Origin of the sequence: Mesorhizobium sp. M9A.F.Ca.ET.002.03.1.2 (assembly GCF_003952365.1) — a bacterium.
Taxonomy (GTDB): Bacteria; Pseudomonadota; Alphaproteobacteria; order Rhizobiales; family Rhizobiaceae; genus Mesorhizobium.
In genome coordinates, this window is record NZ_CP034443.1 from 3,360,246 (window position 1) to 3,383,389 (window position 23,144).

The 23,144-nt window shown below is 63.9% G+C and carries 24 protein-coding genes; 12 read left to right on the forward strand and 12 right to left on the reverse strand.

Going from position 1 to position 23,144, the window contains the following annotated elements; all coding sequences use genetic code 11:
• The first annotated feature begins 63 nt into the window (after positions 1-63).
• Together EJ066_RS16145 and EJ066_RS16150 are read left to right on the forward strand one after the other, a co-directional pair.
• Positions 64-663 carry a F0F1 ATP synthase subunit B gene (locus tag EJ066_RS16145; RefSeq protein ID WP_126039588.1) on the forward strand — a complete coding sequence of 200 codons (600 nt, stop codon included), beginning with the start codon at positions 64-66 and terminating at the stop codon, positions 661-663.
• Positions 664-673: 10 nt separating this feature from the next.
• Complete coding sequence (locus EJ066_RS16150; RefSeq protein WP_126039591.1) at positions 674-1,165, forward strand: F0F1 ATP synthase subunit B; 492 nt, start codon at positions 674-676, stop codon at positions 1,163-1,165.
• A gap of 163 nt (positions 1,166-1,328) precedes the next feature.
• Here the strand turns inward: EJ066_RS16150 and EJ066_RS16155 are convergent, their stop codons facing one another.
• Together EJ066_RS16155 and EJ066_RS16160 are read right to left on the reverse strand one after the other, a co-directional pair.
• Positions 1,329-2,024, reverse strand: a complete 696-nt coding sequence (locus tag EJ066_RS16155) for a ribonuclease HII (protein ID WP_126039594.1) — start codon at positions 2,022-2,024, stop codon at positions 1,329-1,331.
• A gap of 154 nt (positions 2,025-2,178) precedes the next feature.
• Entirely contained in the window at positions 2,179-3,333 is a 1,155-nt protein-coding gene (locus EJ066_RS16160) for a PA0069 family radical SAM protein (RefSeq protein ID WP_126039597.1), read from the reverse strand.
• 149 nt (positions 3,334-3,482) lie between these two features.
• Between EJ066_RS16160 and EJ066_RS16165 the strand changes: the two genes are divergently transcribed.
• Positions 3,483-3,989, forward strand: coding sequence for a glycosyltransferase (locus tag EJ066_RS16165; protein ID WP_126039600.1), 507 nt, complete (start codon positions 3,483-3,485; stop codon positions 3,987-3,989).
• Between the two features lie 202 nt (positions 3,990-4,191).
• Positions 4,192-5,166: a hypothetical protein gene (locus tag EJ066_RS16170; RefSeq protein WP_126039602.1), complete on the forward strand. Its 975-nt coding sequence runs from the start codon at positions 4,192-4,194 to the stop codon at positions 5,164-5,166.
• A gap of 65 nt (positions 5,167-5,231) precedes the next feature.
• On the opposite strand, the gene moaB is transcribed toward EJ066_RS16170, so the two are convergent.
• From moaB to EJ066_RS16200, 6 genes are all read right to left on the reverse strand, one after another.
• On the reverse strand, positions 5,232-5,789 hold the full coding sequence (moaB, locus tag EJ066_RS16175) for a molybdenum cofactor biosynthesis protein B (protein ID WP_126039605.1): 558 nt from the start codon (positions 5,787-5,789) through the stop codon (positions 5,232-5,234).
• Positions 5,776-6,699 (reverse strand): 4-(cytidine 5'-diphospho)-2-C-methyl-D-erythritol kinase, encoded by a 924-nt coding sequence (locus EJ066_RS16180; RefSeq protein WP_126039608.1) that lies wholly within the window; start codon positions 6,697-6,699, stop codon positions 5,776-5,778. Before EJ066_RS16180 ends, moaB begins: the two co-directional genes overlap by 14 nt.
• Before the next feature lie 4 nt (positions 6,700-6,703).
• The gene (locus EJ066_RS16185) at positions 6,704-6,889 is read right to left on the reverse strand and encodes a hypothetical protein (RefSeq protein ID WP_126039610.1); all 186 of its coding nucleotides are present in this window, start codon (positions 6,887-6,889) and stop codon (positions 6,704-6,706) included.
• Between the two features lie 83 nt (positions 6,890-6,972).
• Positions 6,973-7,839, reverse strand: coding sequence for a S49 family peptidase (locus EJ066_RS16190; RefSeq protein ID WP_126039612.1), 867 nt, complete (start codon positions 7,837-7,839; stop codon positions 6,973-6,975).
• Between the two features lie 293 nt (positions 7,840-8,132).
• On the reverse strand, positions 8,133-8,933 hold the full coding sequence (locus EJ066_RS16195) for a methyltransferase (RefSeq protein ID WP_126039614.1): 801 nt from the start codon (positions 8,931-8,933) through the stop codon (positions 8,133-8,135).
• Complete coding sequence (locus EJ066_RS16200; RefSeq protein WP_126039616.1) at positions 8,933-9,157, reverse strand: DUF2007 domain-containing protein; 225 nt, start codon at positions 9,155-9,157, stop codon at positions 8,933-8,935. The genes EJ066_RS16195 and EJ066_RS16200 overlap by 1 nt, the downstream gene beginning before the upstream one ends.
• 166 nt (positions 9,158-9,323) lie before the next feature.
• On the opposite strand from EJ066_RS16200, the gene EJ066_RS16205 reads away from it, so the two are divergent.
• Positions 9,324-10,340: a polyprenyl synthetase family protein gene (locus tag EJ066_RS16205; RefSeq protein WP_126039618.1), complete on the forward strand. Its 1,017-nt coding sequence runs from the start codon at positions 9,324-9,326 to the stop codon at positions 10,338-10,340.
• Positions 10,341-10,614: 274 nt separating this feature from the next.
• Here EJ066_RS16205 and EJ066_RS16210 read toward each other — a convergent pair whose 3' ends face one another.
• Positions 10,615-11,748 (reverse strand): helix-turn-helix transcriptional regulator, encoded by a 1,134-nt coding sequence (locus EJ066_RS16210; RefSeq protein ID WP_245454901.1) that lies wholly within the window; start codon positions 11,746-11,748, stop codon positions 10,615-10,617.
• A gap of 239 nt (positions 11,749-11,987) precedes the next feature.
• Between EJ066_RS16210 and EJ066_RS16215 the strand changes: the two genes are divergently transcribed.
• On the forward strand, positions 11,988-13,763 hold the full coding sequence (locus EJ066_RS16215; RefSeq protein ID WP_126043908.1) for a tetratricopeptide repeat protein: 1,776 nt from the start codon (positions 11,988-11,990) through the stop codon (positions 13,761-13,763).
• A gap of 171 nt (positions 13,764-13,934) precedes the next feature.
• Positions 13,935-14,855: a glycine--tRNA ligase subunit alpha gene (locus EJ066_RS16220; protein WP_189644532.1), complete on the forward strand. Its 921-nt coding sequence runs from the start codon at positions 13,935-13,937 to the stop codon at positions 14,853-14,855.
• Here the strand turns inward: EJ066_RS16220 and EJ066_RS16225 are convergent.
• On the reverse strand, positions 14,852-15,034 hold the full coding sequence (locus EJ066_RS16225) for a hypothetical protein (RefSeq protein WP_126039622.1): 183 nt from the start codon (positions 15,032-15,034) through the stop codon (positions 14,852-14,854). The genes EJ066_RS16220 and EJ066_RS16225 overlap by 4 nt on opposite strands.
• A 212-nt stretch (positions 15,035-15,246) precedes the next feature.
• Between EJ066_RS16225 and glyS the strand changes: the two genes are divergently transcribed.
• Positions 15,247-17,646, forward strand: a complete 2,400-nt coding sequence (gene glyS / locus EJ066_RS16230; protein ID WP_126039624.1) for a glycine--tRNA ligase subunit beta — start codon at positions 15,247-15,249, stop codon at positions 17,644-17,646.
• Between the two features lie 111 nt (positions 17,647-17,757).
• Positions 17,758-18,102 carry a hypothetical protein gene (locus EJ066_RS16235; protein WP_126039626.1) on the forward strand — a complete coding sequence of 115 codons (345 nt, stop codon included), beginning with the start codon at positions 17,758-17,760 and terminating at the stop codon, positions 18,100-18,102.
• A 68-nt stretch (positions 18,103-18,170) separates the two neighbouring features.
• Here the strand turns inward: EJ066_RS16235 and EJ066_RS16240 are convergent, their stop codons facing one another.
• Entirely contained in the window at positions 18,171-18,635 is a 465-nt protein-coding gene (locus tag EJ066_RS16240) for a hypothetical protein (protein ID WP_126039628.1), read from the reverse strand.
• A 209-nt stretch (positions 18,636-18,844) separates the two neighbouring features.
• On the opposite strand from EJ066_RS16240, the gene EJ066_RS16245 reads away from it, so the two are divergent.
• The 3 genes from EJ066_RS16245 to EJ066_RS16255 all read left to right on the forward strand — a co-directional run bounded on the left by EJ066_RS16245 (position 18,845) and on the right by EJ066_RS16255 (position 22,041).
• Positions 18,845-19,843 (forward strand): L-threonylcarbamoyladenylate synthase, encoded by a 999-nt coding sequence (locus EJ066_RS16245; protein ID WP_189644279.1) that lies wholly within the window; start codon positions 18,845-18,847, stop codon positions 19,841-19,843.
• Positions 19,844-19,861: 18 nt separating this feature from the next.
• The gene (locus EJ066_RS16250; RefSeq protein WP_126039632.1) at positions 19,862-21,292 is read left to right on the forward strand and encodes an FAD-binding oxidoreductase; all 1,431 of its coding nucleotides are present in this window, start codon (positions 19,862-19,864) and stop codon (positions 21,290-21,292) included.
• Positions 21,293-21,474: 182 nt separating this feature from the next.
• Complete coding sequence (locus EJ066_RS16255; protein WP_126039634.1) at positions 21,475-22,041, forward strand: DUF6101 family protein; 567 nt, start codon at positions 21,475-21,477, stop codon at positions 22,039-22,041.
• Positions 22,042-22,090: 49 nt separating this feature from the next.
• Here the strand turns inward: EJ066_RS16255 and ubiA are convergent, their stop codons facing one another.
• Positions 22,091-23,074: a 4-hydroxybenzoate octaprenyltransferase gene (ubiA, locus tag EJ066_RS16260; protein WP_126039636.1), complete on the reverse strand. Its 984-nt coding sequence runs from the start codon at positions 23,072-23,074 to the stop codon at positions 22,091-22,093.
• Positions 23,075-23,144 lie beyond the last annotated feature (70 nt).

Consider the following 23,144-nt stretch of genomic DNA (forward strand, 5'->3'; position numbering starts at 1 on the left):
AGCATTGGGAATTGGACGGGCCGGCCGCGATCCAGCGGCGGGCTTGATTATCGGGGATAGTCCATGTTCGTGACATCTGCCTTTGCGCAAGAGTCCGCGCCCGCCGTCGAAGGCGGCCATGCCGGCACGGAAGGCGATACGCATTCCGAAACCGGCGTGCCCGCCGAGGGGCACGGCGTGTTCCCGCCATTCGATCCGGCGACGTTTCCGTCGCAGCTTCTGTGGCTGGCGATCACTTTCGGGCTGTTCTACCTGTTCCTGAAGAAGGTGGTGATGCCGCGTGTCGGCGGCATCATCGACGTTCGCAATGACCGCATCACGCAGGACCTCGACCATGCCGCCAGGCTGAAGGGCGAGGCCGATGCCGCCGTTGCCGCCTATGAGCAGGAACTGGCGGAGGCCAAGACCAAGGCCAATGCGATCGGCCAGCAGGCCAGCGATGCCGCCAAGGCGGAAGCCGAGGCCGCCCGCAAGAAGGTCGAGGCTGCCCTCGACGAGAAGCTTGGCGAAGCCGAGACGCGCATTTCGTCCATCAAGGCCAATGCCATGAAGGAAGTCGGCACGATCGCCGAGGACACCACTTCGGCCATCGTCGAGGCGCTTGTCGGCGGCAAGGCCAGCAAGGCCGAGATCGCGGCAGCCGTCAAATCCGTAGCCCGGTGAGGAGCGCATCATGGACGCCACATCACTCGCAACGGTTTGGGCCACGGTCGCCCTCGTCATTTTCCTTGGCATTGCCATCTACATCAAGGTGCCGGGGCTGATTGCCAAGGCGCTCGATGCCCGCGCCGACAAGATCAGCAACGAGCTTGAGGACGCGCGCCGGCTGCGCGAGGAGGCCCAGCAACTGCTCGGCCAATACCAGCGCAAGCGCAAGGAAGCCGAGCAGGAGGCCGCCGACATCGTCGCCGCCGCCAAGCGCGAGGCTGACTTGCTTGCCGCAGAGGCGCACAAGAAGACCGAGGACTATGTCGCCCGGCGCACAGCTCTTGCCGAACTGAAGATCGGCCAGGCCGAGCGCGAAGCGATCGGCGAAGTGCGCGCCAGCGCCGTCGATATAGCCGTCGAAGCCGCCCGCACGCTGCTCGCCGGAAAGATCGACGCCAAGGCCGGCGCCGACCTGTTCAAGGCCTCGCTTCAGGACGTGAAGTCCAAACTGAACTAGGCGACCATAACAGTCGTACAATCGAAGCCGCCCGGGCGACCTGGCGGCTTTTTTGTTGGGTGGAAACGAGGCACAGCCCCATACCAAGGCCGGCAGGACAGTACCCCTCTGGCCTGCCGGCCATGGGGGGTGCGAAGAAACTCGACGGGCGGTATGAATCGCCTCAATCCAGTCCCGCAAGGCTCTCTTCTTCGACCACTTCTGCCCCGCCAAGCCGGAACGGCGCGAAGGACGCGCGGTGCAGCCGCGCCACGGGCCCGTGCGCCTCGATCGCCGTGCGGTGGCGGACCGTGGCGTAGCCCATGTGGACCTCGAAACCGTATTGCGCGTGATGGCTGCCGCAGCCGCACATCATGCGGTCGCGCATCACCTTGGCGACGATCGAGGCGGCGGCGATCGACTGCGATCGCTGGTCGCCCCTGATCAGCGCTCTGCCCGCGCAGGACAGGCCTGGCGGCACGTCGCGACCATCGGCCAGCGCCAGTTTCGGCTGCACCGGCAGGCCGGCCAGAGCGCGGCGCATCGCCTCGAGGCTGGCCTTGAGAATATTGCTGCCGTCGATGCCTTCCGCGCTGACCGAGGCCATCGACACGCCAAGAGCGGATCCGAGGATTTTCAGGAACAGCGCCTCGCGCTGCAGATGGCTGAGGCGCTTGGAATCGTCGAGACCGTCGGGAATGTTGGCGGGATCGAGCACCACCGCTGCCGCGACGACCGGCCCGGCGAGCGGGCCGCGGCCGGCCTCGTCCATTCCCGCCACTGGCCATAGGCCTTCAGCCATCGCCTTCGTCTCGAAGGAGAAATCGGGTCTCTCTACGATTTCGAAGAGAAGCGGAGAATCAGAACGCGCGCGAGCCATGTTGCGGCGAGGTTCGCATCGGCTCCGATTCTCCGCAAGCCCCTCCGGGTCGGGTGGGGCACCGGACCCGGAGGGCACCGTCTGCAAGCCCGGGGACAAGACAGGCCGGACGGGATTCTTTCATGTGCCGCCGGCAACGGCGCACATGATGTCTTCACAGCAACATCAGTTGCTCGGTTGCCTTGGCAGCGGCGACGAACTGGTCGGTCCTCAGCGACCGCCGCTCGGCGTTGAGGCCAAGCCTTTTGGCGGCGATCTCGAAACGCCGACCGATCTGCCAGGCATAGGGGCCGGACCCTTTCATGCGCTTGCCCCATTCCGAATCGTAATCCTTGCCGTCGCGCATCGAGCGGATCAGCGACATCACGTGACGGTAGCGGTCCGGATAATGGCGCAGCAGCCAATCCTTGAAGATCGGCGCGACCTCCAGCGGCAGGCGCAGCACGACATAGCCGGCCTCGCGCGCTCCTGCCGCGCGTGCCGAATCGAGGATACGCTCCATCTCCTGATCGGTTAGGCCAGGGATGATCGGCGCGACCATGACCGAGGCCGGAATGCCGGCATCCGAAAGCTGCCTGATCGCCTCCAGCCGCTTGGTCGGCGTCGACGCGCGTGGCTCCATCGTTCTGGCCAGCATTCGGTCCAATGTCGTCACCGACAGCGCCACCTTGGCCAGCCCGCGTTCGGCCATGCGCGACAGGATGTCGATATCGCGCGTCACCAGCGCGGATTTGGTGACGATGCCGACCGGGTGGCCGCGCGCCTCCAGCACTTCGAGGATCTCGCGCATGATCCGGTACTGTTTCTCGATCGGCTGGTAGGGATCGGTGTTGGTGCCGATGGCGATGGTGCGCGGCTGGTAGCCGTCCTTCGACAGCTCCTTGTCGAGCAACCGCGCCGCATCCGGCTTGGCGAACAGCTTCGATTCGAAATCCAGCCCCGGCGACAGGCCCATGAAGCTGTGCGTCGGCCGGGCGAAGCAATAGACGCAGCCATGCTCGCAGCCGCGATAGGGATTGATCGAGCGGTCGAAGGAAATGTCCGGGGATTCGTTACGGGTGATGATGGTGCGCGGCTTCTCGACCTGTACCTCGGTCTTGAAGGGCGGCAGTTCCTCCAGAGAATTCCAGCCATCGTCGAACACATGCCGGCTGACCGGCTCGAACCGGCCGGATGGGTTGATGCCGGCAGACCGGCCGCGATTGCGGTCCGGACGGATACGTACGCCGCTCTGCTCGATCATTGCATTGGCCATCTCGGCTCTTCCTGCCCCGAAGGCTGCAATGTCGGCACGTACGATCTGTTCCATTTTCGCCCTCTCCCACGGACTGTCGGTCGGCCGTCGAATCGCTCTGCTCATGAAATTATTCCTATCTCATGAAAGAGAACAAAGCAAGAACTTTTTATGGTGCCACGCAAAACTGGCGCCACGCCCGGCTTTCCGCTATTCGGCTAACGATGCTCAGCGTTCTTATCCAGACCCTGAATGACGAAGAGAGACTTGCCCGCACGCTCGCCTCGCTGATCGGCGGTGCGGTCGAGGGCGTGGTGCGCGATGTCGTCGTTTGCGACAGCGGCTCGACCGACCAGACGCACCGCGTTGCCGAACATGCCGGCTGCCTCTACGTGGCGAGCGGCGGCATCGCCGCCGGCATCAGGCAGGCCAAGGGCGACTGGCTGCTGCTGCTGGAGCCGGGTGCGCGGCTGGCGGAAGGCTGGATCGACGAGGTCGCCGCCCATGCGGCCAGGCAAACCATGCCGGCGCGGTTCTCGCGGGCGCGCGGCAGTCGCGTGCCGTTCCTGTCGCGGGTGTTTTCAGGGAACCGGGCATTGGCCGAAGGGCTGCTGATCAGCAAGCGCCAGGCCGCGGCCTTGTCGAAGCATGCCCGCAGCGCCGAAGCAATCGCGCGCGGCCTTGCGACCAGGAGGCTCGATGCCGAGATCTGGGTGGCTCCGGCGAAGTGAGGGTTTTTCCCTCTCCCGGTGCGCGGACGACGGAGGTCGCATCCCTTCGCCGAGATGAATTTTTTGCAAAAGCCGTCGTTTATTGTGCATTGCACAAAATCTGACCTCGGGTTACCATTCTTTTGAGACGGGCGGTTGGGTTTGGGTAGCGCCAGAGCAGTAAGCGACCGACGCTATGCTGTTTTGATAGTTGAGGATCCCGATGACCCCTTCAAGCCCTGACAAATCCGGTGCTGCAAGCCTCGAGTCGATTGCCCAAAACGGCAGCCTGCTGCGCCGCATCGCCGTGCGGATTCCGACCTATCTGACGGACCTTCGCGAGAATCCGGCATGGCTGCCGATGTTCATGCTGGCGCGCACCATGCCGGCGCGGCGATTGCATTGGCGCGGCGCAAAACCCGTCCGACCGGCACAGAACGTCCAGGAAACGATGTTCACCGGTGTTGATCGTGATGCGGTGGTCGGTGCGCTCCGCTCGGAGGGCCTGTTTTCCGGGCTTGTCCTGCCATCGTCGATCCACGAGGAGATCGCCGGCTTCGCGCAGCGCACGCCTTGCTTCGGCAATTTCGACCGTCGGCTGGAGTTCCTGCCGGCCAAGCATGCGGAGGCCGAGAGCCACTTTGGCCGCCCATTGCTCAGCGGGCACTTTTTCGAGCGGATTCTCGACTGTAATGCCGCGCTTACCGTGCAGCGCGACCCGTTGCTTCTCGACATTGCCGCCCACTATCTCGGCAGCCAGGCGAAGCTGATCACCACGCGCGTCTGGTGGAGCTTTCCGACGAACTCCGTCTCCGATGCCGAGAAGAACCTGGCGTCGCTCGGCAAATACCATTTCGACCTCGACGATTGGCGAATGCTGAAATTCTTCTTCTATCTCAATCCGGTCGATGCCGACACCGGCCCCCATGTCTATGTCAGGGGCAGCCACAACCGCCGCAGCCTCAAGCATCAACTGACGCTTCTTGTCGGCCATCCGGCGGAAGAGGTCTTGGACGTCTACGGCGCACAGAGCCCGGTCATGCTAACCGGCGAGGCGGGTTTGGGCTTTGTCGAGGATCCCTTCGGCTTCCACATGGGCACCGTGCCGACGCGCACACCGCGGCTGATGATGGAAGTCGGCTTCGGCGTTTCGCCGCCCTCGCGCCGGCGCTTCCACGGCGAGCCCGTTATTCGCTGATTTTTGGCGCTGATTTTTGCCGCCGGTTTTGGGAAAGCCCCCGAAACAGCCTTCCGGGAAACGGCCTAACTTGTCTTGGTGCCGCGACGCAGATGCTCGTCCAGGCGCGGCATGATCTCGACGAAGTTGCAGGGCATGTGCCGGTAGTCGAGCTGCGGCTTCAAAATGCCGTCCCAGGCGTCCTTGCAGGCGCCGGGCGAGCCCGGCAGCACGAAGACGAAGGTCGCGTTGACGACGCCGCCGGTCGCCCGGCTCTGGATCGTCGAGGTGCCGATCTTGTCGTAGGAGATGCGGTGGAACACTTCGGAAAAGCCGTCCATGCGCTTTTCGAAGATCGGCTCCAGCGCCTCCGGCGTCACGTCGCGGCCGGTAAAGCCGGTGCCGCCGGTGGTGATGACGACATCGATCGCTTCGTCCTTCGACCAGCCCAAGACCCTGTCGCGGATTTTTTCGCGGTCGTCGGTGACGATGTCGCGCGCGGCAAGGATATGGCCGGCCTCCATGATGCGGTCGGCCAGCGTCTGGCCTGATTTGTCGTCGGCGAGGCTGCGCGTATCGGAGACCGTCAGCACCGCGATGCGCACGGGAATGAAGGAGCGGCTCTCGTCGTCAATCCTGGCCATGCGTGTCAGCTTCCGATGTCATGCTTCGCGTCGCGGCAACGAACCAGTCGGGATGGCGGCCGCGGATATCGACGGCCGCGCGCTTGGCCACATTGCCGGTCTCGAACAGCCCGAAGCAGGTCGCGCCGGAACCGGACATCCGGGCGAACCCCGCTCCGGCCTTGTTGAGCACCGAAATCGCCTTGCCGATGGCCGGCTGGATCGTCCGCGCCGCGGGCTCGAGATCGTTCCGGGTGATCTCCAGCCAATTGCGGATACTGTGGAAGTCGAGGCTGCGCGGCAACGGCGGCAGCCCCTCATTGTCGCGATCGGAAAGCGCATTGAATACCTCAGCCGTGGAGACGGCGATGCCGGGATTGACGAGAACCAGCCCAAGCGCCGGAAAGCCCGGCACGGTCGACAGCTCGTCACCAACGCCGCGCGCGATCAGCGGCTTTGCCGCGAGGCACATGGGAACGTCGGCGCCCAGCGGGAGGCCGACCCGCGCCAGTTGGGCGTCATCGAGGTCCAGCCTCCATATCTCAGCCAGCCCGCGCAGCACCGCGGCTGCATCGCTCGACCCGCCGCCGACGCCGGATGCGACCGGCAGGTTCTTTTCGAGCCTGATGGCCACCGGCGGCGTATGCCGCTGACCGGCTTGATCTCGCAGCGCGTCGCGCGCTTTCACCACCAGGTTGTTGCCGTCGAGCGGGACTGCGGCGGCGTATCGGCCCGACACGGAAAACCCGTCGCTGTCGGCGAGCTCGATCTCGACCCTGTCGCCGAAGCGCGTGAACACCGCCAGGCTCTCGATCATGTGATAGCCGTCGGCGCGCCTGCCGGTGACGTGCAGCGCGAGATTTATCTTGGCATGCGCGTGCAAAGCCCGCACGGTGATGCCGGAATCTACTGTGTCAGCCGCGAGGGGGATGATGTCAGTCCTTGGCCAGACGGTATTCGCCGGTCTTCGGATCCTTGACCAGCGTGCCCATTGTACCGTTGCTTGCCTGCTTTTCGGTGCGCCGTATCTTGGCCGTCACGCGCTCGGCTTCCCTGACGAAGGAGCGATAACCGATATAGGCGACGGCGCCGACGAGGGCGAAGAAAATGATCTGCGGCATGTCGAAACTCCTCCCTCGCAAGGCCGGCAGAGGCGTCCGGTCGGATCGATCGAAGCCTCATGCTAGACGTTTTCAACGGTTTTTCAAAGCCCGAAGCGAGCCCACAGCGCGCGCTCTTCAGCCGCATCGATCACGCCGCTTGCGGCAGCAGCGGCGATATCGGGCGCCGAAAAGCCCCCTTTGCTTGAGCTGAACCAGCCGAACCGGCCGAACAGGCCGCGCGGCGCCGTGATCAGCTTGAGCTGGGTCTTTGGCCCGAAACGGGTTTTCAGCACGCTGCGCATATCGCCGAGCGCATCGACAAGCCCGAGCTCCAGCCCCTTCTTGCCGGTCCAGAACAGGCCGGTGAACAGATCCGGGTCGTCCTTGAGCTTGGCGCCGCGCCGGTCCTTGACGAGGTCGATGAAAGTTTCGTGGACCTCGAGCTGCAGCGCCTTCAGCCGCTCGATGTCTTCCTTCTTCTCGGGCTTGAACGGGTCGAGCACTGCCTTGTTCTGGCCGGCTGTATGGACGCGGCGCTCGATGCCGATCTTCTTCATCAGCTCGGGAAAGCCGAACGAGGCCGATACCACGCCGATCGAACCGACGATGGAGGACGGATCGGCAAAGATCTCGTCGCCGGCGACCGCGATCATGTAACCGCCCGACGCCGCCACGTCCTCGACGAAGACCAGGACCTTTCTGTTCTTCTCGGTCGCCAGGTCGCGGATGCGCCTGAAGATCAGCCGCGACTGCACCGGCGAGCCGCCCGGCGAATTGATCGAGATGGCGACCGCGGGTGCTTCGAAGGAAAACGCCTTCTCGATAGGGCCGGCGGTGGACGCGAGCGATAGGCTCGGCCGGAATTGACCGCCGCCGGCCATGATGGTTCCATGCAGCCGGATGACGGGAATGGTGACGATGTCGGAGCGCCAGGATTTCGGCAGCAGGCGGTTGAGAAAGCGTTTCACGGGGTCTCCGGTCAATTGGCTTGATGGCATGTAGGGATTCGTCGGCCAACGGCAATGCTGCAATGCATGTCGCCCAAAAGTGTGTCGCGGTTTTGGGGCAACGACATGCACAAAACCAAATGCATATCGCCCAAAAGTGTGCCGCGGTTTTGGGGCAACGACATGCACAAAACCAAATGCATGTCGCCCAAAAGTGTGCCGCGGTTTTGGGGCAACGACATGCATAAAACCAAATGCATGTCGCCCAAAAGTGTGCCGCGGTTTTGGGGCAACGACATGCATAAAACCTAAAGTCAATCGCCGAACAGCGATGCAAGTCCGTTGTTGATCATCTCGGTCCGCTCCGTGGGGCCGTCGCCCGATTGTGCATGCAGCATCAGCGGCGGGCGGATCGACAGTTTCCCGCGTGCGCCTGATATTGCCCTGACGACGATGCGGATCGCCGCTGCCTCCGGGCGAGGGTGGACGGCCAGCATCTCGGCGTCGCCGAAACGGCCTGACATCGCAGCGAGGATGGCGCCGAACTGATCCGGCCTGGCAATCACGGCAAGACCGCTGCGCGGCTTGACCACGGCAGCCGCGCTTCGGATCCAGCTGTCGAACAGCCCGTCCTCCATGACATGCGCCGCCTTTCTGAGCGGGTCTGATGTGGCGCGATCCTCGACGGCGTTGAAGGGCGGGTTCATGATGACGAAATCGAAGGACTTGTCGGCAAGGCCGGCGGCCGTTCGCGCCCGGCCCGACAGCGCGACGTCGGCGGCGAGTACAAAGGCGCGGTCGTTGAGATGTGCATTGCCGGGGTGGGCAAGCGTCGTTGCGGCGAAGGCGGACATTTCCGGAGACCGTTCGATGAGCACGGCCTCGGCATTGGGGCAGCGCGACAGTACCGCCAGCCCTGCGGCACCGGCGCCCGCTCCGAAATCTGCAAGGCGACCGGCGAAGGAGGACGGCACCGCAGCGGCCAGCATCATGGCGTCCATGCCGGCGCGATGGCCGGCCTGTTTCGGCTGCACCAGCCAGAACCGTCCGCGATGGAAGGCATCGACCGTATGGGCCGGCGTGTCCTGGGCAAGGGTGGCGCGTGCCGCGGACATTATTTCTGGCGGATCTCGTTGGCGATGCCGGCATCCGTCAGGATGCGCCGCGCCGCATCGGCCTGATCGGCGTCGACCATGATACGCCGGGGCAGGATGCCGATCGAACCGTCGAGCACGCTCATGTTCTGGTCGGCGACGAAACAGCCGATGCCGGCATCGCGCATCAGCGATTCGACAAAGGAGATGATCACGGCATCGTTGGTGCGGATAAGCTCTATCATCGGATGAAACTCGCAGGTTGCAGCGTCTATGTAAACGTGGGTGGTTCTCGTCGCCAGCCTCGACCGCGCCAAATCGCCTCTTGCCGTGCCCGTGGGTACCGCCCTAGAGTCTGTGGCGGGATCAGGGTGCCGTCGTGCGCGTGACTTATAGACGGGAGTGTTTGTGGTGGGTGTCGTTCTCAACATCGAAAACGGGAAGCGGGAAGCCGCCTCCATCAAGGATCTCATCAACCTGACGGCGGCCGATATGGGGCGCGTCAACAAATTGATCCTGTCGAAGGCCGGTTCCGATGTGGAGATGATCCCGGAGATTGCCAACCACCTGATCTCCTCGGGCGGCAAGCGGCTGCGGCCGATGCTGACGCTCGCCTCGGCCCAGATGTTCGGCTATTCCGGCGAGGGCCACGTCAAGCTCGCCACATCGGTCGAGTTCATGCACACGGCCACGCTTCTCCACGACGATGTCGTCGACGAGAGCGGCATGCGGCGCGGCAAGAAGACCGCCCGCATGATCTGGGGCAATCAGGCAAGCGTGCTGGTCGGCGATTTCCTGCTTGGTCAGGCTTTCCGCATGATGGTCGATGTCGGCTCGCTGGAAGCGCTCGATATCCTGTCAAGTGCTGCCTCGATCATCGCCGAGGGCGAAGTGATGCAGCTCGCCGCCGCCAAGAACCTCGAAACCACCGAGGATGAGCATTTCGCGGTGATCAAGGCCAAGACCGCGGCGCTGTTCTCGGCAGCCGCCGAGGTCGGTCCGGTCATCGCCCAGGCCACGCGAAACGATCGCGCGGCGCTGCGCTCCTATGGCATGAATCTCGGCCTTGCCTTCCAGCTGATCGACGATGCGCTGGACTACGGCGGCACCAGCAAGGATCTGGGCAAGAATGTCGGCGACGATTTCCGCGAAGGCAAGGTGACGCTGCCGGTGATTCTCGCCTACCGGCGCGGCACCAAGGCCGAACGCACCTTCTGGAAGCGCGCCATCGAGGACAATGTCACCGACGACGCCGGGCTGGAAAAGGCGATCGGATTGATGACCCGCCACGGGGCGATCGCCGACACCATCGGGCGCGCCGGCCATTTCGGCGAGATCGCCCGCGACGCGCTGGCGCCGCTGGAGGCGACGCCGCAGAAATCGGCGCTGATCGATGTCATCGATTTCTGTATCAGCCGGGTGAACTGAGTGTTTGGTCCCGGCATTTGCTGGATTGTTCAGCCGGCCTTTTTGGATTGATCTCCGGCGTCGGCGGGTCGGGTGTTTCCGAGGAAACAGCCTTTAGTGGCTCCGTTGCCGGTGCTTCCGGACCGCCTTTACCGAGCCGACAGCCGAAGACCTTTCTTGGTGGCCTGGGCAGTCGGAAGATGCCTACAATGCGCGGAAAAACTCCTGCTTTTGCATCGATTCCGGTGCCTTCAGTCGTCATCACGCAACATCGGAACGTGGGCGGTTGATGAGATCATGGAAACGTCCGCGCGCTTCTGAGCAGCGCCACGAGTTGGCTCTGACGGCTGGTCTCGGTCTTTCGGAAGATTCGTTCGAGGTAGGTTCGGGCCGATTTGATGGAGACGCCGATTTCCATGGCCGCCTCCTGCACGGAACGGCCGGAGGCAAGCTCGGTGGCAAGCCGGGCTTCCGCCGGCGTCAGATCAAACAGGCCTGAAAGGATGCTCGGCGACGGAACATTCGCGCCGATGTCGACTGCGGTTGTGGCAACGAGAATATCCGCGCCCGAAAAAAAATCATGCGCGGCGCGGCGCAGCGGAAACACGTGAACGATCAGAGCGGGCCGCCCCTCGATGGCCGCAACCGGGATGGACCGCACGATGCGATTATCCTGGTTCTGCGTGATGGCCTGCTGGAAAAGCGCGTTTGCCTGCTCATCGGCAAGCGCCATGCCGCCATGGGCCAAGGGAATCAACACGTCCGCCATGTCTTCGAGAAGCAGATTGGCCGTCAGTACACGACCGGACCCGCTCATGATTGCAGCCGGCAGCCCGATGTCCCGGAGGATGGAAACGGCGGTCCTGGCCCGTTCCAGGCCTAGGCGCGCGGCGACAAGTCCGGCCCGTGCGAAATGCGGACGCAGTCCGTTCAACAGATCGATCGCGGCCTGATCATATTTCCCATCCCTCAGCCAGCGCTGGAAGACAAACAAAGCAAGCTCTCCGCTGGGCATCGAAATCGATGTGCAGACAGGCAAGCCGACGCCGAACGTTTTGGCGCAAGCATAAATCGGGTCACGCTCGATTTCTTCGCCGGTCATGAAATCGTCGATCCGCACAAAGCTTGCGGGCTGCATACTGCACATGCGCTGCACGCTCTCGGAAAGCGTCCAGTTGTCCCCCGCCATGAATTCGTCGAGCAAGGGCTGGAGATGCGCCTCGCCAATGGCGCGAACCGGAAGTTGGTCGCTGACCAGGAAGATCGCGCCGCTTGCCGAGCGAGACAGCGCGCTGGCCGCTTCCAATGCATCCGGCCACAGCTCGGCCGCGAGCGCCGCTTCGTAGATTCGATCGACAATGGCGAAGGCCTGCTCGTCCCGCGGCATTTCCAGCATCGGCATCTTCCTGGGCGAAGCAACGGCATCCATCTGCACGGTTCCACGCATCATTCCGTTGCGTAAACTTTCAACGCCCGCCGCTTACGGATCGCTTACGGCATCGGATGCCGGTTGGGGCGCGCTTCGCCATGCTTTGTTAATCCCCTGACTCGATTGTGAATTTGCGCCGGGTTGAAGCGCGACCCCAAAAAGGCCATGCTTTATCAGGAAAAGATCGAGTCTATGGCGATCCCGCTGACGCGGACATGGCTTTGACTGAAAGGGATACGATGCGGCAAGGATGTGCGCGCTGGCTGACAGGGCTGGCAATTGTGACGGGCATGGCGATCTCCGGTCTGCCTGCCCTGGCCAAAGAGACCACCGAGCCAGTCAAGATCACGTCTTTCTCGGGGGCCTATCTCGCTGCGCGGGTCGCTGAAGGCGACAATGATCTCGACAGCGCCATCGCCTACTACAAGCAGGCGCTCGCCTTCGCTCCCGGCGATACCTCGTTGCAGCAAAGCCTGATGCTGTCGCTGATCGCGCAAGGGCGCTTCGAAGAATCCCTGGTCTATGCCGACAAGCTCAAGACGGTTCCCGACGTCGAACGGTTTTCGCGCCTGGCGCTGGCCGTAGGTTCCTTTCACAAGAAGGACTTTTCCAAGGCCGAATACTGGCTCAAGCTTTCGCTCGAATCCGATCTCGACCGGCTGATCTCCGGCGTTATGACCGGCTGGGCCAAGCAGGGCGCCGGCGATGCCGGCGAGGCCATGGCGTCCATCGACAAGCTGCAGGGTCCGGACTGGTTCGGTCTCTTCAAATCCTTCCATCGCGCGCTGATCGCGGATGCGTCGGGCCTGCCCGAAAAGGCGGATGCGATCTACGCCGCCACCCTGCAGGACACCGCGACCGGTGGCGCGGCGCCCGAAACCTGGATGCGCAACGCGCAGGCCTATGCCTCCTTCCTTGCCCGCAAGGGCGACAAGGACAAGGCGCTGTCCGTGCTCGATCAGGCCGAGGCATTTGCATCCGGCAAGGTGGAGATATTGGCGCTTCGCGACAAGATTACCAAGGGCCAGAAGATCGAACCCTTTGTTGCCGGCCCGTCCGACGGCGCCTCGGAAATCCTGCTTGATCTCGCCACCGCGCTCAATCGCGGCGGCGGCGAGCCATTCGTCCGCCTCTATCTGCAATATGCCTTGGCACTGAAGCCCGACAGCGACGCGGCCCTTGCACAGCTCGCCGCCGTGTCCGAGCAGTTGAAGGACGGGGAGGGGGCCATCGCCCTCTATCGCCGCATCCCGGACAGTTCGCCGCTGAAGGCGCTTTCGGAACTGCAGCTCGGCCTCAACCTTGCCGATCTCGACCGCCATGACGAGGCCATCGCCCATCTGAAGGCCCTCGTCGAAGCGCATCCCGACGACATGCGCACCTATCAGGCGCTCGGTGGCGTCTATGCCTCGAAGGAGGATTTCCGCTCCGCGGCCGGTCTCTATGACAAGGCGGTGGCTGTGCTGAAGACTCCGACCCGCGCCGACTGGAACATCTTCTACCAGCGCGGCATCGCCTATGAGCGGCTGAAGGAGTGGCCGAAGGCCGAGCCGAATTTCCGCAGGGCGCTGGAATTGTTCCCCGACCAGCCGCAGGTTCTGAACTATCTGGGCTATTCCTGGGTGGATATGAACATCAACCTCAAGGAAGGCCTTGAGATGATCCAGAAGGCCGTCGACCTCAGGCCGAGCGACGGCTACATCGTCGATTCGCTGGGCTGGGCCTATTTCCGCCTGGGCAGGTTTGACGACGCTGTGCGCGAAATGGAACGGGCCGTATCGTTGAAGCCGGAAGATCCGGTGCTGAACGATCACCTCGGCGATGCCTATTGGCGCGTCGGCCGCCGGCTGGAAGCCACCTTCCAGTGGAACCAGGCCCGCGACCTGAAGCCGGATCCCGGTGTGCTCGCCGCCTTGCAGCAGAAACTGCTGAAGGGCCTGCCGCCGATCGAATCCAACACGGCGCAGGAAATCCAGAAGGTGAAGCCCGCGCCGGCGCCCGCGCCGAAGGGCTGATCCCTCGCCTTGACGCTTGGCGGTCGGCACTCTAGAGCCTGATCCCGAACCGAAGGTCAGCGCAGCAAAAAGTTGCAGACTTTTCGGACAAGATCATGCGGCCTGATCCAACAGGTGCCCGCATCCCGCCGCTCCGTCGAGGCCGCCGTGACTGTTGATATCCCAGCCCATATGCATCCCAGCCGCTCGTTTCAGGGGCTGATCCTGACCTTGCATAACTACTGGGCGGACTATGGCTGCGTCGTTCTCCAGCCCTATGACATGGAGGTCGGCGCCGGCACGTTCCATCCGGCGACGACGTTGCGCGCGCTTGGGCCAAAGCGCTGGAACGCGGCCTATGTGCAGCCCTCGCGCCGGCCCAAGGACGGGCGCTACGGCGAGAACCCGAACCGGTTGCAGCACTATTACCAGTACCAGGTGATCCTGAAGCCGAACCCGCCCAACCTGCAGGAGCTTTATCTCAGCTCGCTGGCGGCGATCGGCGTCGATCCTTTGCTGCACGACATCCGTTTCGTCGAGGACGACTGGGAAAGCCCGACGCTGGGCGCCTGGGGGCTGGGCTGGGAGTGCTGGTGCGACGGCATGGAAGTGTCGCAGTTCACCTATTTCCAGCAGGTCTGCGGCATCGAATGCGCGCCGGTGGCGGGCGAACTCACCTATGGGCTGGAGCGGCTGGCCATGTATGTGCAGGGCGTCGACAATGTCTACGACCTCAACTTCAATGGCCGCGATGGCGCCGACAAGGTGACCTATGGCGACGTCTTCCTGCAGGCCGAGCAGGAATATTCGCGCCACAATTTCGAATTCGCCAACACGGCGATGCTGCTCCGGCATTTCGAGGACGCCGAAGCCGAGTGCAAGGCGCTGCTCGATGCCGGCGCGCCAGCTTCGAACGACAATCTGGCGATGCACCGCATGGTGTTTCCCGCCTACGACCAGTGCATCAAGGCCAGCCACGTCTTCAACCTGCTCGACGCGCGCGGCGTGATTTCCGTCACCGAGCGGCAGAGCTACATCCTGCGGGTGCGCAATCTGGCGAAAGCCTGCGGCGAGGCGTTTTTGCTGACGCAGGCCGGCGGGCTGGCGGCCTAGTTCAAGGCGCTCCGTGCAATCTCGAGCGAGGCGGTGATCGGCGGCATGCTCTGGCTGTTCGCACCGTCCATTGTCCGCAGCGCTTGTCTAACGCCAGGCATCGCGAACGTGCCATGAGCCTGCGCCGCGAAACAGGCGCTGAGCGCGAGGATCTGCAGGAATGTCGATGCCGTCTTCATGGTCGTTCAGCCAATAGTTCTCTGCCTGAGCGTGGGTCGCTTCAGCGCTGCGTTCGGTTCATGGAAATCTTTGACCCAAGGACGGATGACCCCGCTTCGGCCCGACAGGCGGCGGAATATTTTTGGAGATCATCGGTAGACGGGGAAGGGTGACAGCGGCCAGCCGAGTTGCTATGCCCCGCCCGGACCATTTTGCCGCGTGAGCACCATCAATGCCCGACCTGCTTCTAGAACTCCGCTCGGAAGAGATTCCTGCCCGCATGCAGCGCAAGGCGGCGGGCGATCTCAGGAAGATGGTGACGGACGGTCTGGTCGAGGCCGGGCTGACCTATGAGGCGGCACGCGAATATTGGACGCCGCGCCGGTTGGCGCTCGACATTCGCGGCGTGACCGCGCGCTCGAAGGACATCAACGAGGAGATCAAGGGGCCCTCGACCAAGGCGCCCGAACAGGCGGTTCAGGGTTTTCTGCGCAAGGCCGGTCTTTCCTCGATCGCCGAGGCGCATGTCCATGCCGATCCCAAGAAGGGCGACTTCTACGTCGCCCACATCTCCAAGCCGGGCAGGGCGGCAGAGGCGATCATCGCCGAGCTGGTGCCGGGCATCATCCGTGGCTTTCCGTGGCCGAAATCGATGCGCTGGGGGCCGGCCTCGGCCAAACCAGGATCCCTGCGCTGGGTGCGGCCCCTGCAATCCATCCTGTGCACCTTCGGCCCGGAAACCGAGGAGCCGGTGGTGGTCGATTTCGAGATCGACGGCATCCGCTCGGGCAACATCACCTATGGCCACCGTTTTCATGCTCCCGGCGCGATCACCGTGCGCCGCTTCGACGATTATGCCGCCAAGCTGGAGGCGGCCAAGGTCGTGCTCGATGCCGACCGGCGCAAGCAGATCATCCTCGCCGACGGCAGGAACCTCGCTTTCGCCAACGGGCTCGACCTCGTCGAGGACGAGGGGCTGCTCGAGGAAGTGTCAGGCCTGGTCGAATGGCCTGTCGTGCTGATGGGCGAATTCGAGCAGGACTTTCTCGCCATTCCGGCCGAGGTAATCCGGCTAACCATCCGCGCCAACCAGAAATGTTTCGTGACACGGCCGCACGGCGCCGGCGAGGAGCTTTCCAACCGCTTCCTCCTGACCGCCAACATCGAGGCCAAGGATGGCGGCAAGGAGATTGCCCACGGCAACGGCAAGGTGGTGCGCGCCCGCCTGTCCGACGCGCTCTATTTCTGGAAGACCGACCAGGGCGACCTGCCTGATCTCGACCAGTTGCAGGCATCGGCGGAAAAGTTCGGGCTCGATCTCAAAAAGCCGCTCGACCAGCGCATGGCCCGCCTCGACCATCTCGGCGTCACCTTCCACGCCAAGCTCGGCACGCAGGGCGAGCGGGTGGAGCGCATCAAGCGGCTGGCTGGTGAGATTGCCGCCTTTTTGTCGAAGCAGCTGAATTTCTTCGATGGCAAGCTTCTGTCCGCCGACGATCTGAACGTCGAGCAGAAATATCTCCGCGAGCGCGCCGAGCGTGCTGCCGTTCTGGCCAAGGCCGACCTCACCACCGAAGTGGTCGGCGAGTTCCCGGAATTGCAGGGCGCCATGGGCCGCAAATATGCGCTGCTGCAAGGCGAGCATCCTTCCGTCGCCGCCGCAATCGAGGAACATTGGAAGCCGCAGGGCCCGTCAGATCGTGTGCCGACCGATCCGGTTTCGATTGCCGTCGCGCTCGCCGATAAGCTGGACACGCTGGTCGGCTTCTGGGCGATCGACGAAAAGCCGACGGGGTCGAAGGACCCCTATGCGCTGAGAAGGGCAGCGCTTGGGGTAACGAGAATACTGATTGAGAACGGTATCCGACTGGCGCTCACACCCGTCTTCGGAACCGTCTATGAGTGGGCGAACTATCTCGACAAGAATGCCGTTACAACGCTGGAAGGGAAGGCGGAACAAATCTACCGCTCCGACCTCCTCACCTTCTTCCACGACCGCCTGAAAGTCTATCTCCGCGATCAGGGCGCGCGGCATGATCTGATCGACGCGGTGCTGGCAGCGGGTTCGCGCCCGATCTTCTCCCTAGTGGGGGAGATGTCGGCGAAGCCGACCGAGGGGGGCGCTGTCCCGCCATCATCTCAGCGCGAGGCGCCCCCCTCTGCCCTGCCGGGCATCTCCCCCACGAGGGGGGAGATTGGCCAATCCCAAAACGACGACCTCCTGCAAATCGTCCGCCGCGTCGAAGCGCTTGGTTCCTTCCTCGACACCGAGGACGGCAAGAACCTGCTTGCCGGCACCAAGCGTGCGGCCAACATTCTCGCCGCCGAGGAGAAGAAAAAAACGACGATCGCCGAGACTGTTGAGCCGGCTCTATTCCGCGAAGATGCCGAGAAAGCGCTGTTTGCGGCGGTGAACCAGGCCGAGAGGGAGGCCGGCGAAGCGATTCGAAACGAAGACTTTTCCGCCGCCATGCTGGCGCTTAGCGTTTTGCGCGAACCGGTTGATTCATTCTTCGAGCAAGTGCTCGTAAACGACGAGGATCAGGCCGTTCGTGCCAATCGTCTGGCGTTGCTGGCGCGCATCCGGGCAGCGACCGACCAGGTCGCGGATTTCTCGAAGATCGCCGGCTGAGGCTTGGGAGAAGAATTCCTTCCAACCGGCGATTCGAGCCGGCTTACAGTCATATGACGATGATCTCTGCGTGGCACAAGGGACATGTTCCCCAACCCCACGGAGGCTTCCATGAATTCCGCTCGCGACATCGAAGTGACAGAAGAAACTCCCGCCGAGACGCTTGAGTCCGCTTCCGAAACGACCCTCGACCGGGCCGCTGCTGCCGCGATCGAAGCTGCCGATCTGGCGGACGACGACGAGGACGGTGACGACGACGAAAACGAAGCGGCGGGCGAGGAAGGCGCTGCTACCCTCTCGGATGACGACGAGGAAGACGAAGAAGAAGATGACGATGAGGAAGACGACGACAGCGTGAAGGCTGAAGCCCCGGATGCTGACGAAGAGGACACCGGCGAAGAGGAAGAGTCCGCCGAGGAGTCCACCGACGACGCGGACGACGAGGTCGCGGCCTGAAGTTTTTCAGCGACGGGATTTTGCCCGGTGAGCCAGGACGGCGCGCGCGTCGTCCTGGCCTCGAACTGTTATTCGGCCAGGTCGCTATCGGGAATCGGTGTCGGCTGCGACGTCGCGGGTTCGCCGTTCGTTGCCGTTGCCTCTTTGTCGGACCTGGTACTCGCCGCGGGCGCTTTGGCAGCCGTGACCGCAGCCGGTGCGGCGAGGGGTGCCGGTCTCGCGAAGGCGTCGCCGACGATACCGCCGCGAATGATCATCGGGCTTTGCCTGAAATCATGCTTAGGCTCGGCCTGGCTCGGGATCGCGGCAACTTTTTCATAAGTGACGTCAGGCACCGGTTTGCCGAGCGCCACGATCGATGGCGTCGAGGGGCCGGCCTTTGTGCTCTCAGCCGCCTTCTCTGGCTCAGGCGCGCTGAGCGTGACGACGGACGGCGTCGACGTCGATGCTCCGAGGGCGACGAAGGACGAAGCCTGCGCTCCGCCCGCCGCCAGAGTGAGACCAAGCGCCCCCAGGATACGCACCCAGACCATGATAATTCCCCTTGCCCAACAGGCTGGCACCATAGCCGTCGGGGGATTGATGCGGGCTTGCGAGGAAAGATGGCATTTTAGCGATCGGTCATTCGCCAACGTCCGGACTTGCCCCGTGCCGGACTTGCCCCGTGCCGGACTTGCCACATGCCGGACTTGCCACATGAATGTCGCCGTATTACGCACCCGGCATCTGTGAGGTGACGAGAGTGGCTGAGATACTTGCCCCCGGCGAGGCGATGGAGCGGGCGCTGGCGCTGCTGGAAGGCGGCGATGTCGTCGCCATTCCGACGGAAACCGTCTACGGACTGGCCGGCGACGCGACCAATGGCGTTGGCGTGGCGCGCATCTTCGAGGTCAAGGGCCGGCCGCGGTTCAACCCTCTGATCGCCCATGTCGCCGATCTGGCGATGGCCGAGCGCATCGCGCTGTTCGATCCCCTGTCGAAAAGACTGGCGCAGACGTTCTGGCCCGGACCGCTGACGCTGGTGCTGCCGCAGCGGCCCGGCAACGGCATTCATCCGCTGGTCACGGCCGGGCTTGATACGATCGCGCTGCGCATGCCGAAAGGTTTTGGCGGCGAACTGATCGCCAGGCTCGGCCGCCCCCTTGCCGCGCCCAGCGCCAATTCATCGGGCAAGATCAGCCCCACGACGGCCGAGGCCGTGGCGGCGGATATCGGTTCAAAAATCAGGCTGGTGGTCGATGGCGGGCCGACGTCGGTCGGGCTGGAATCGACGATCGTCAAGGTCGAGGACGGAAAACTGCGGTTACTGCGGCCGGGCGGCGTTGCCGCCGAGGAGATCGAGGCTGCCGCCGACGTAAGGCTGTCGCGCGGTGCGGCGGGCATCGAGGCGCCGGGCATGCTCGCCTCGCATTATGCGCCGGGTGCCGCGGTGCGGGTCAACGCCGCAAAAGTGGCAAAGGGCGAAGCCTTGCTGGCGTTCGGCCCCCGCCGTGCCGAAGGTTGGCAGGGCGCTGTCGCCTTGCGCAATCTGTCCGAGGCAGGCGACCTGCGCGAGGCCGCGGCCAATCTCTTCGCTCACATGCAGGATCTCGATCGCAGCGGCGCCAGGACAATCGCCGTCGAACCGATCCCGTTCGACGGGTTGGGCGAGGCGATCAACGACCGGCTTTCGCGCGCCGCCGCCCCTCGTGACCAGTCCGCCCCGCGTGACCAGTCCGCCCCGCGTGACAAGATCGACTGAGCACCATAGTTTCCATCCATGAACGACATATCCCCGGACCTCGACCCCGCCCTCATCGACCGCTTTGCGGCCATCGTCGGCGACAAATATGCGCTTCGCGACCAGCAGGATATCGCGCCTTACCTCATTGAGAGGCGCGGTCGGTGGCATGGCAGGACGGCGCTGGTGCTGAGGCCCGGCAGCGTCGACGAGGTCAGCCGCATCATGCGCCTGGCGACCGAGACCGGCACGCCCATCGTTCCGCAAAGCGGCAACACCGGGCTGGTCGGCGCGCAGGTGCCTGATATGTCCGGCCGCGAAATCGTGCTGTCGCTGTCGCGGCTGAACCGCATCCGCGAGATCGACGTCCTGTCCAACACGGTCACCGTCGAGGCCGGCGTCATCCTGCAGACCCTGCAGGAAGCGGCCGATGCCGCCGACCGGCTGTTTCCGTTGTCGCTTGCCGCGCAAGGCTCCTGCCAAATCGGCGGCAATCTCTCTTCCAATGCCGGCGGCACCGGCGTGCTTGCCTATGGCAATGCGCGTGAGCTCTGCCTCGGCGTCGAAGTGGTGCTGCCGACCGGCGAGGTGTTCGACGATCTGCGCAAGCTGAAGAAGGACAACACCGGCTACGACCTGAAGAACCTTTTCATCGGCGCGGAGGGCACGCTCGGCGTCATCACCGCCGCCGTGCTCAAGCTCTTCCCCAAGCCCAAGGGGCGCGAGGTGGCCTTTGTCGGCCTGTCGTCGCCGGAGGCTGCGCTGTCTCTGTTCAGCCTGGCGATGGACCGCGCCGGCGCCGCACTCACCGCTTTCGAGCTGATCGGCCAGAGGCCCTACGACTTCACGCTTGCCCACGCGCAAGGCGTCGCGCGGCCGCTGGCCGGGGATTGGCCGTGGTATGTGCTGATGCAGGTCTCTTCGGGCCGCTCGGCGGAGGATGCAAGGGTGCTGATCGAGGAGGTGCTTTCGGAAGGTCTCGAGCAGGAGATCGTCGGTGATGCGGTGATCGCGGCGAGCATCGCCCAGGGCGACGCCTTCTGGAATTTCCGCGAGGTGCTGCCCGACGCGCAGAAGCCCGAAGGCGCCTCGATCAAGCACGACATCTCGGTGCCGGTGGCGTCCATCCCGCAATTCATCGAAAAGGCGGCCGGCGCCGTGCAATCCGTCAGCCCCGGTGCGCGCGAGGTCTGTTTCGGCCACATGGGCGACGGCAATCTCCACTACAACATTTCCCGGCCGGTCGGCGGCGACGACGACGCGTTTCTCGGCCTCTACCACGCCATGAACCAGGCCGTGCACGACGTCGTACGCAGCCTTCACGGCTCGATCTCGGCCGAGCACGGCATCGGCCAGTTGAAGCGCGACGAATTGATCGCGACGGCGCCGCCAATGGCGATCGACCTGATGCGCAGGGTGAAGAGGGCCTTCGACCCAGCCGGCATCATGAATCCCGGTAAGGTTATCTGATCCTTTCGACGTCCTGTGCCTGGTCGTATTCCGATAACCATCGCCTGAGGTCAGCAAAATTTAACTGACTTTCTTAAGCGGGGCGGTAAGAAGCCCGCGCTAATGTTTCCCCACAACGAGGCTGGAAAAACCGGCCCGGAGCACCGGAAAGCCGGCTCTCAGGAGAAACAGGAAGGCATTACATGAACACTGGACTGAAGCCAGTCTGGGCCGGACGCAACATGCGCCTCGACCCATTCCGCCTGCCGCAGGTGGTGAGCTACGCCACGCGCGACGATTATGGCCACGTTACCTTCACCATCGACCACCGCGGCGCCGTCATTCGCCGCACGCTGGAGATGAGCGGCGTGCCGGCGATCATCGCTCTGCCCGCCAGCGCGTTTCGCGGTGTGGCCGCCCGCGCGATGGAGGATCCGGATGGCAATGTCACGGTGACGCTGGAGCTTCTGCACAATGATCCGATGTTGTCGGTGCCGCTGCTGGTGGCCCACGATCTCGAGGATGTCGCCGCCGACTGGCGCGCCTGGGCCGATGCCTACCGTCTGCCGATGCTGCTGATCGAATCGGACGGCGTCGCCCGCACGCTTGAGGAATCGCTTGGCGCCGCCATCAAGACGCTTCCGGCGCAGGATCGCCGCAAGGGCCGTGTCTCGACCACGCGCCGGCCGCGCTTCCTCGCCCGCCGCAGGGCCGGCGACCTCGGCCTCAGGCTGGTCATCGGCGGCCAGGAGATCATTTCGCGGGAATAGTCCCGCAGTTCTCCCTTCTCCCCTTCTTGGGGAGAAGGGAACAAGACTCTTACACCAGCGGCTTCACCGCCACCCACACAGCGCCTCCGATCAGGCCAAGGAAGATCAGCCAGCCGACCTGGTTGTTCGACCTGAAAAGACGCAGGCACTGGTCCGGATCGTCAATATTCAGCCTTGCTATCTGCCGCGCCATATGGGCGCCGGCGGCGATCAGCCCGGCCAGCGCCGGCATCGGCGCCTGCGCCGACGCGAAGGCGATGGCGAAGCAGACCAGCGCTCCGCCATAAAGCCCGGCAAGCCAGGCCTTGGTGTTGTCGCCGAACAGGCGTGCGGTCGAGCCCACGCCGACGATGGCGTCGTCTTCCTTGTCCTGATGCGCATAGATCGTGTCGTAGCCGATCACCCAAAGGATCGACCCGATATAGAGCATGACGGCGGGTCCATCGATATCGCCGAACTCGACCGCCCATCCCATCAGTGCACCCCAGGAAAAGGCAAGACCAAGAACCAGTTGCGGCCAGTTGGTATACCGCTTCATGAATGGATAGATGGCGACGACGACGAGCGAACAGATGCCGAGCAGGACGGCGAAGCTGTTGAACTGCACAAGCACTGCGAGGCCGACCAAAGCCTGGATGGCGAGAAACGCCCAGGCCTGCCGGCCCGTGACCTTTCCCGACGGCAGTGGCCGCGAGCGCGTGCGTTCCACCCGGTTGTCGATGTCCTGGTCGACCAGATCGTTGTAGGTGCAGCCGGCGCCGCGCGTGGCGATGGCGCCGATCAGGAACAGCACGAGATACCATGGCGCTGGCAGCAGCGAGAGCAGCGGGTCGCTAGGGCGAGGATAGGCGCTTGCCGCAAGCGCTGCCGACCACCAGCACGGCCACAGCAGCAACTGCCAGCCGATCGGCCGGTCCCATCGCGCAAGCTGCGCATAGGGCCATAGCCAGCGCGGCAGAACGCGGTAGACCCAGTGGCCGCTCGGCGCATCGGCGACGCGGCCCTGGGCCGCTTTCGACTGGACGGTTTCCATTGTGCTGAAGTGGCAGCAGCGGCGGAAAGCGTCAAGTCTCGTCGGCAGTGGGTCAGTTTGAAATTCGAAC

Coding starts and splice junctions, on each gene's coding strand:
- EJ066_RS16145 (WP_126039588.1), top strand. CDS start 64: ATGTTCGTGACATCTGCCTTTGCGCAAGAGTCCGCGCCCGCCGTCGAA.
- EJ066_RS16150 (WP_126039591.1), top strand. CDS start 674: ATGGACGCCACATCACTCGCAACGGTTTGGGCCACGGTCGCCCTCGTC.
- EJ066_RS16155 (WP_126039594.1), bottom strand. CDS start 2,024: ATGGCTCGCGCGCGTTCTGATTCTCCGCTTCTCTTCGAAATCGTAGAG.
- EJ066_RS16160 (WP_126039597.1), bottom strand. CDS start 3,333: ATGGAACAGATCGTACGTGCCGACATTGCAGCCTTCGGGGCAGGAAGA.
- EJ066_RS16165 (WP_126039600.1), top strand. CDS start 3,483: ATGCTCAGCGTTCTTATCCAGACCCTGAATGACGAAGAGAGACTTGCC.
- EJ066_RS16170 (WP_126039602.1), top strand. CDS start 4,192: ATGACCCCTTCAAGCCCTGACAAATCCGGTGCTGCAAGCCTCGAGTCG.
- moaB (WP_126039605.1), bottom strand. CDS start 5,789: ATGGCCAGGATTGACGACGAGAGCCGCTCCTTCATTCCCGTGCGCATC.
- EJ066_RS16185 (WP_126039610.1), bottom strand. CDS start 6,889: ATGCCGCAGATCATTTTCTTCGCCCTCGTCGGCGCCGTCGCCTATATC.
- EJ066_RS16195 (WP_126039614.1), bottom strand. CDS start 8,933: ATGTCCGCGGCACGCGCCACCCTTGCCCAGGACACGCCGGCCCATACG.
- EJ066_RS16200 (WP_126039616.1), bottom strand. CDS start 9,157: ATGATAGAGCTTATCCGCACCAACGATGCCGTGATCATCTCCTTTGTC.
- EJ066_RS16210 (WP_245454901.1), bottom strand. CDS start 11,748: ATGGATGCCGTTGCTTCGCCCAGGAAGATGCCGATGCTGGAAATGCCG.
- EJ066_RS16215 (WP_126043908.1), top strand. CDS start 11,988: ATGCGGCAAGGATGTGCGCGCTGGCTGACAGGGCTGGCAATTGTGACG.
- EJ066_RS16220 (WP_189644532.1), top strand. CDS start 13,935: ATGCATCCCAGCCGCTCGTTTCAGGGGCTGATCCTGACCTTGCATAAC.
- EJ066_RS16225 (WP_126039622.1), bottom strand. CDS start 15,034: ATGAAGACGGCATCGACATTCCTGCAGATCCTCGCGCTCAGCGCCTGT.
- glyS (WP_126039624.1), top strand. CDS start 15,247: ATGCCCGACCTGCTTCTAGAACTCCGCTCGGAAGAGATTCCTGCCCGC.
- EJ066_RS16235 (WP_126039626.1), top strand. CDS start 17,758: ATGAATTCCGCTCGCGACATCGAAGTGACAGAAGAAACTCCCGCCGAG.
- EJ066_RS16240 (WP_126039628.1), bottom strand. CDS start 18,635: ATGGTCTGGGTGCGTATCCTGGGGGCGCTTGGTCTCACTCTGGCGGCG.
- EJ066_RS16250 (WP_126039632.1), top strand. CDS start 19,862: ATGAACGACATATCCCCGGACCTCGACCCCGCCCTCATCGACCGCTTT.
- EJ066_RS16255 (WP_126039634.1), top strand. CDS start 21,475: ATGAACACTGGACTGAAGCCAGTCTGGGCCGGACGCAACATGCGCCTC.
- ubiA (WP_126039636.1), bottom strand. CDS start 23,074: ATGGAAACCGTCCAGTCGAAAGCGGCCCAGGGCCGCGTCGCCGATGCG.